The sequence below is a fragment of the uncultured Christiangramia sp. genome (genome assembly GCF_913046405.1).
Taxonomy (GTDB): domain Bacteria; phylum Bacteroidota; class Bacteroidia; order Flavobacteriales; family Flavobacteriaceae; genus Christiangramia; species Christiangramia marina.
Genome location: NZ_CAJWRQ010000132.1, coordinates 1 through 6069 on the forward strand (window position 1 = coordinate 1; position 6069 = coordinate 6069).

Below are 6069 nucleotides of genomic sequence, written 5' to 3' on the forward strand. Positions count from 1 at the left end.
GAGAAGATCGACAAGAAGATTGACGATTCATTTGCAAAAGCTTCTGTAGAAAATGGAAGTTTTGATACTTCAGCTATCGCAAAGAGCGATCTTAAAGTAGTATTTACTTCTCTCCACGGAACTTCTATTACAATGGTTCCTGAAGTTCTGGAAAAGGCAGGATTCAGTAATGTTCATATTGTTGAGGAGCAGCGTGAACCAGATGGTAATTTTCCGACAGTGAAATCACCTAATCCGGAAGAACCTGAAGCATTAAAAATGGCTTTGGATAAAGCAGAAGAGATCAATGCAGATATTGTTATTGGAACAGATCCGGATTGTGACAGGCTTGGAGTTGCCGTTCGTGATTTAGATGGTAAAATGGTACTTCTTAATGGAAATCAAACCATGTTGGTGATGACCTGGTTTCTGCTTGAGGAATGGAAAAAACAGGATAAGATCAAAGGATCGGAGTTTGTTGCCTCTACGATAGTTTCCACTCCAATGATGAAGAATTTGACCGAATCATACGGAGTAGAATACAAAGAAGTTCTTACAGGATTTAAATGGATCGCAAAACTGATCAAGGACCACCCCGAAATGAATTTTATTGGTGGCGGTGAAGAAAGTTTTGGTTATATGGTTGGTGATTTTGTTAGAGATAAAGATGCGGTAACCGCTACCCTACTTGCTTGTGAGATCGCAGCAAGAATGAAGGCAGAAGGAAAATCTTTCTACCAGAAACTTCTTGAGCTTTACACAGAACATGGTCTTTTTCGTGAAGAACTTATATCCCTCGTAAAAAAAGGAATCAAGGGTGAGCAGGAAATCAAACAAATGCTGGTAGATCTCAGAGAAAATCCATGGGAAGAGATCGATGGAGAAAAAGTTGTCTTAGTTGAAGACTACCACGCTTCTACTGCAAAAAATGTTTTAGAGCGAAAAGAGTCCGTTATCGATATTCCAAAATCAAATGTTCTAATATATTATACTGAAAATGGAACGAAGATCGCGGCAAGACCGAGTGGCACAGAGCCAAAAATCAAGTTCTACATAAGCGTAAATTCTCAGCTGGATGATATTCACAATTATGATGCTGAAAATCAAAAATTAAGTGATAAGATTGCCCGAATCAAAGATGAATTAAAACTGGGCTAAATTTCTTTAAATGACCTATTTTAGAAAGATCATGATGTTCGCAATGCCGTACAGGAAGTTTGCGATCCTCAATATTATTTGTAATATCTTCTATGCGATATTCAGTACATTATCTTTTATCGCGCTAATACCTGTTATCCAGGTACTCTTTGATAAAACAAAAAGGGTTGCTGAGAAACCAGTTTATACTGGTATTTCCAACGCTAAAGATTATTTTTCAGATTACTTTAATTACGAGGTCACGCAGAGAGTGAACGAGGATGAAGTTGCCGCACTTATATTTATCTGCGGAATTGTGGTTCTCCTTTTCTTTCTTAAAAACCTGTTTGGCTATCTAAGTTCTTTCTTTCTTACGTTTCTTCGGAATGGCGTATTACGCGACCTTCGTGATGCGATGTATAAAAAGATACTTGCCTTGCCAGTAGCTTATTTTTCAGAAAAAAGAAAAGGTGATACGATATCAAGAATCACTGCCGATGTAAACGAGGTTCAAACTTCGTTTCTTTCCATTCTGGAACTCATTGTACGAGAACCCCTCACCATTTTATTTACGATCCTGGCAATGTTAGTGATGAGTGTACAATTGACGCTCTTCGTTTTTATATTTCTTCCAATCGCTGGTTTTATTATTAGTTTGATTGGAAAGCAATTAAAGCGAAAGTCGAATCTTGCTCAGGAAGAAAACGGTCATTTTCTTAGTATTGTTGAAGAGACACTTTCCAGTTTAAAGATCGTAAAAGGTTTTAATGCAGAAAGTAAATTTTACGAGAGGTTTCAGCAAAGCACAAATAGACTCAAGGAAATCCTGAATAGTCTTATTAACAGGCAAAATTTGGCATCACCGACCAGTGAATTCCTGGGGATCTTTGTTATTGTTGTAATTCTATGGTTTGGAGGTAATATGGTTCTTGTTGAGGAATCTCTGGATGCAGCAACTTTTATAGCTTTTCTGGGATTGGCTTACAACATCCTGACTCCGGCAAAACAAATTTCTAAAGCTACTTACAGCGTAAAGAAAGGTGATGCGGCAGCAGAAAGGATCCTGCAGGTTCTCGAAACACCTTCGACCATTACAGACCATCCAGACGCCATTGATAAAAAGAATTTCGAAACTGGCATAGAGATCTCAAATGTGGATTTCGCTTATGAAGATGAAAAGGTATTAAAACAATTCTCTATTAACGTGAATAAAGGTGAAACCGTCGCTTTGGTAGGACAATCTGGATCTGGAAAATCTACGATTGCAAATTTGATCACCAGGTTCTACGATGTAAATTCCGGAACTATTAAGATCGACGGAATCGATATTAGAAAGATGAAGAAATCTGATCTCCGGGATTTGCTTGGCCTGGTTACTCAGGATTCAATATTATTTAATGATAGTATTCGGAATAATATCGCACTTGGTAAAGATGATGCTACAGATGCAGAAATTATTGAGGCGTTAAAAATAGCCAACGCCTGGGAATTCGTAAAAGAACTTCCAAAACAACTGGATACAAATATTGGAGATAGCGGAAACAAATTGAGTGGTGGCCAGAAGCAACGTTTATCTATTGCAAGGGCTGTACTTAAAAACCCACCAGTAATGATACTGGATGAAGCAACCTCTGCCCTGGATACTGAGAGTGAGAAACTGGTTCAGAAAGCTTTGGAAAATATGATGAAGAACCGGACCTCTATTGTGATTGCGCACAGATTATCTACGATACAGAATGCAGACAAGATTGTCGTGATGCAAAAAGGTGAGATAGTGGAACAGGGAAAACATCAGGAATTGATTGATGCCAATGGAACTTATAAGAAACTGGTAGCTATGCAGTCTTTTGAATGATCAAATGAAGTAACGACATAAAAAAAAGGATGACTACATAGGTATCATCCTTTTTTTAATTATTATTCTCACTTGGGGCAGCAAGAATAATTCGAAATAATACAATTTTTAAGGGGCAAAAAAAGGATTAAATCTTTTAACTGTTGTAAATATACGTCAAAATACATATTAACCAAATTTATTTAGCATTTAATCCGGAAATCATTCCTTTCATCTGATTATTGAGGTATTCTGTAAGCTATTACTTACATGCATTTATTTTAAACATCGTTTTGAACGATAATCGAATTAAATATCTTTGTATTGAACGTCTATTATGTCCAACACACCAGAAGCTGAACAGGATCTTATCCTAAGATTGCAGAAGCAATCCACTTCCCAGGAAGCTTTCAGGGAATTAATAACGCTTTATAAAGAGCGGTTGTACTGGCATATCCGGAATATTGCAAAAAGTCATGATGATACAGATGATATTCTGCAGAATACCTTCATTAAGATTTTCAGAAATATTGATAAATTTAAAGGTGATAGCAAATTGTACAGCTGGATGTACCGTATCGCGACGAACGAAGCCATTACATTCATCAATGAAAAAGCGCGGCGCTTAAAGATCACTTCAGAAGAACTTCAGGATCAAATTATTGACAATCTTGAAAGTGATGTCTATTTTGAAGGAAGCGAAATACAATTGAAATTACAAAAAGCTATCGCCACGCTTCCGCAGAAACAGCAACAGGTCTTTAATATGAAATATTTCGAAGAATTGAAATATAGAGAAATGGCAGAGATTTTGAGTACTAGTGAGGGAGCCTTGAAAGCTTCGTATCACATTGCGACCAAGAAGATCGAAGAATTTTTGAAGTCTAATTAAACCATTACTTAAATACTAAGTCATAAGTACGATGAAACTTGATAATTTTAAACATAAGAATAACTCTGGATTCAAAGTCCCGGAAACTTATTTCCAGGATCTTGAAAATAGTCTTATGGATAAAATTTCTCACGAAAATGAACTACCTGCAATCGAAAGTTCAGGCTTTACGACGCCACATAATTATTTTGATGAGCTTGAAGATAATATCCTCTCAAAATCTTTTGCTCCTGAAACTAAAGTTGTACCGTTATTTAAAAAAGAATACTGGCTATATGCTTCGGCCATAGCTGCAATCATGGTCATCATGCTAGGCAACTTCTTTCCTTCTAATCAAACGAACGATCTTGGTTGGGATGATATAGAGGTTACGGCTTTAGAAAATTACCTTTACGACAGTTATGAAATGGGAAGTATCGACCTTAATAGTGTTGAATATTCAGATTTGATTACTCAAGGTAATCTGGAAGCTGACTTTACTGAAATTGATACTGAAGCAGCTTTCGAATATATTGATGAAAACGTTGAAGATCCATCTTATATAATGGACTAATTATGAAAAGATACCTACTAATAATTCTATTTCTTTTGCCAGCGAATATTTTACTGGCACAGGAAAAAAACGAAGATCGGGAAGCACAACACAAAAGGATCAAAGCTTTAAAAGTAGCTTTTATTACTCAGGAACTCGAGCTCACCGATAAACTGGCTCAGGAATTCTGGCCAATTTATAATGAATACGAGCGTAAGAAGAGAAAACTTCACGAACGTGAGCATATAGAACTGGAAGATGTAAGTTGCTATAATGAGGACCAGGCTGAAGATCTTCTAAATGAATTCCTTTCTGTTGAAAACGAAGAATACAAGATCAAAAAACAACTCTTCAAAGACTTGAAGCAAATTATTACAGCGAAAGACATTATAAAATTACATAAACTCGAGGACGAATTTCATAAAAAGCTCATTAGAGAATACAGAGCGAAAAAGGAAAATAATAAATCGAGTGACGAATAATATTGGTTAAGTATTTGGTTAGAATGAAACGGCCCGGCTTTAAAAGTCGGGCATGTTTTTTATTTAAATCTAAGCTTCGCTACTCTTCCACTTCCAGCCGCATATGCAGTGGAGTCATTGATAAATCTAATGGTGAAAAATCCTTCTTCACTCAATTCTGACCAGGTCTCTCCACCATCTTTGCTATAATCAATGCCTTCAAAACCTACGGCAACTAATTCCTCCCCATCACCACCGGGAACGAATTTAATCGAACTTCTATAGCCCGGCTCCTGCCCTTCTGCAACTAAATTCCATGTCTTACCTCCATCTGAACTTTTATAAACTCCATCACCATATCCAACATGTCTCCCTCCAACGTTTTCTCCAGATCCAACCCAAATTATACTTGGATTAGAAGGATCTATATCTACTGATCCAATTGAGTACGTTGGTTGGCTATCAAAAATCGGGTTCCATGTGTTACCGGCATTATCAGTCATCCAAACAACATCATACTCAAGATTATGATATTGTAAAAAATATAAAATAAAACACCTATTGTACGCTAGTAGTTCAAGTGTTTATGGTGCAAATAAAAAAATCCCTTTCTCTGAAGAACACGGTGTTAATCATCCAATAAGTTTTTACGCTGCAACAAAAAGATCAAATGAATTAATGGCGCACGCATATAGTCACCTATATAATTTGCCTACCACAGGTTTAAGATTTTTTACTGTGTATGGTCCATGGGGAAGACCTGACATGGCAATATTTATTTTTACAAAACTTATATCAAAAAAAAAAAGAATATTTGTCAATAACTATGGGTTAATGAAAAGAGATTTTACTTACATCGATGATATTGTCTCAGGTATAATAAAGGTTTACGATAAAATTCCAAAAAAAAATTTAAATTTTAACTATAAAAAAATGATTCCAAACAAAAGTAGTGCTCCTTTTAAAATATTCAACATAGGAAATAATAGAACGGTTCAATTAAGTTATCTAATAAAAGTAATTGAAAAAAACCTAAACTTAAAAAGTAAACAAAAATTAAGAAAAATGCAGTTGGGGGATGTAAAATCAACTTATGCAAACATTAGGTCTTTATCTAAAGAGGTTTCTTTTAGACCAAAAACAAAAATCGAAGAAGGAGTTAAAAAATTTATTAATTGGTATAAAAATTACCACTAATTAATATTTAGTAATTTTAGAAAAATACAAAAAGGTG

Annotated in this window: 6 protein-coding genes and 1 pseudogene; 6 read left to right on the forward strand and 1 reads right to left on the reverse strand. The window is 35.6% G+C overall.

Annotation, left to right across the window (positions count from 1 at the left end; translation table 11 throughout):
* From QZ620_RS13070 to QZ620_RS13090, 5 genes are all read left to right on the forward strand, one after another.
* The coding region (locus QZ620_RS13070) for a phospho-sugar mutase (RefSeq protein WP_295182445.1) at window positions 1-1137 on the forward strand (1137 nt) is incomplete at its 5' end.
* A gap of 10 nt (window positions 1138-1147) precedes the next feature.
* Window positions 1148-2971, forward strand: a complete 1824-nt coding sequence (locus tag QZ620_RS13075; RefSeq protein WP_295182448.1) for an ABC transporter ATP-binding protein — start codon at window positions 1148-1150, stop codon at window positions 2969-2971.
* 316 nt (window positions 2972-3287) lie between these two features.
* A complete protein-coding gene (locus QZ620_RS13080) occupies window positions 3288-3842 on the forward strand; it encodes an RNA polymerase sigma factor (protein ID WP_295182451.1) in 555 nt (184 codons plus the stop codon).
* A 31-nt stretch (window positions 3843-3873) separates the two neighbouring features.
* On the forward strand, window positions 3874-4395 hold the full coding sequence (locus QZ620_RS13085) for a hypothetical protein (RefSeq protein ID WP_295182454.1): 522 nt from the start codon (window positions 3874-3876) through the stop codon (window positions 4393-4395).
* Window positions 4396-4397: 2 nt separating this feature from the next.
* The gene (locus QZ620_RS13090; protein ID WP_295182456.1) at window positions 4398-4856 is read left to right on the forward strand and encodes a hypothetical protein; all 459 of its coding nucleotides are present in this window, start codon (window positions 4398-4400) and stop codon (window positions 4854-4856) included.
* A 59-nt stretch (window positions 4857-4915) separates the two neighbouring features.
* On the opposite strand, the gene QZ620_RS13905 is transcribed toward QZ620_RS13090, so the two are convergent.
* Window positions 4916-5338, reverse strand: coding sequence for a hypothetical protein (locus QZ620_RS13905; protein WP_366935475.1), 423 nt, complete (start codon window positions 5336-5338; stop codon window positions 4916-4918).
* 40 nt (window positions 5339-5378) lie between these two features.
* Here QZ620_RS13905 and QZ620_RS13100 point away from each other — a divergent pair.
* A pseudogene (locus QZ620_RS13100) lies at window positions 5379-6032 on the forward strand (NAD-dependent epimerase/dehydratase family protein); the annotation flags it as partial.
* Window positions 6033-6069 lie beyond the last annotated feature (37 nt).

What these genes read in the sequence shown, in the direction of transcription:
- QZ620_RS13075 (WP_295182448.1), top strand. Translation starts at nt 1,148, where the DNA reads ATGACCTATTTTAGAAAGATCATGATGTTCGCAATGCCGTACAGGAAG.
- QZ620_RS13080 (WP_295182451.1), top strand. Translation starts at nt 3,288, where the DNA reads ATGTCCAACACACCAGAAGCTGAACAGGATCTTATCCTAAGATTGCAG.
- QZ620_RS13085 (WP_295182454.1), top strand. Translation starts at nt 3,874, where the DNA reads ATGAAACTTGATAATTTTAAACATAAGAATAACTCTGGATTCAAAGTC.
- QZ620_RS13090 (WP_295182456.1), top strand. Translation starts at nt 4,398, where the DNA reads ATGAAAAGATACCTACTAATAATTCTATTTCTTTTGCCAGCGAATATT.
- QZ620_RS13905 (WP_366935475.1), bottom strand. Translation starts at nt 5,338, where the DNA reads ATGACTGATAATGCCGGTAACACATGGAACCCGATTTTTGATAGCCAA.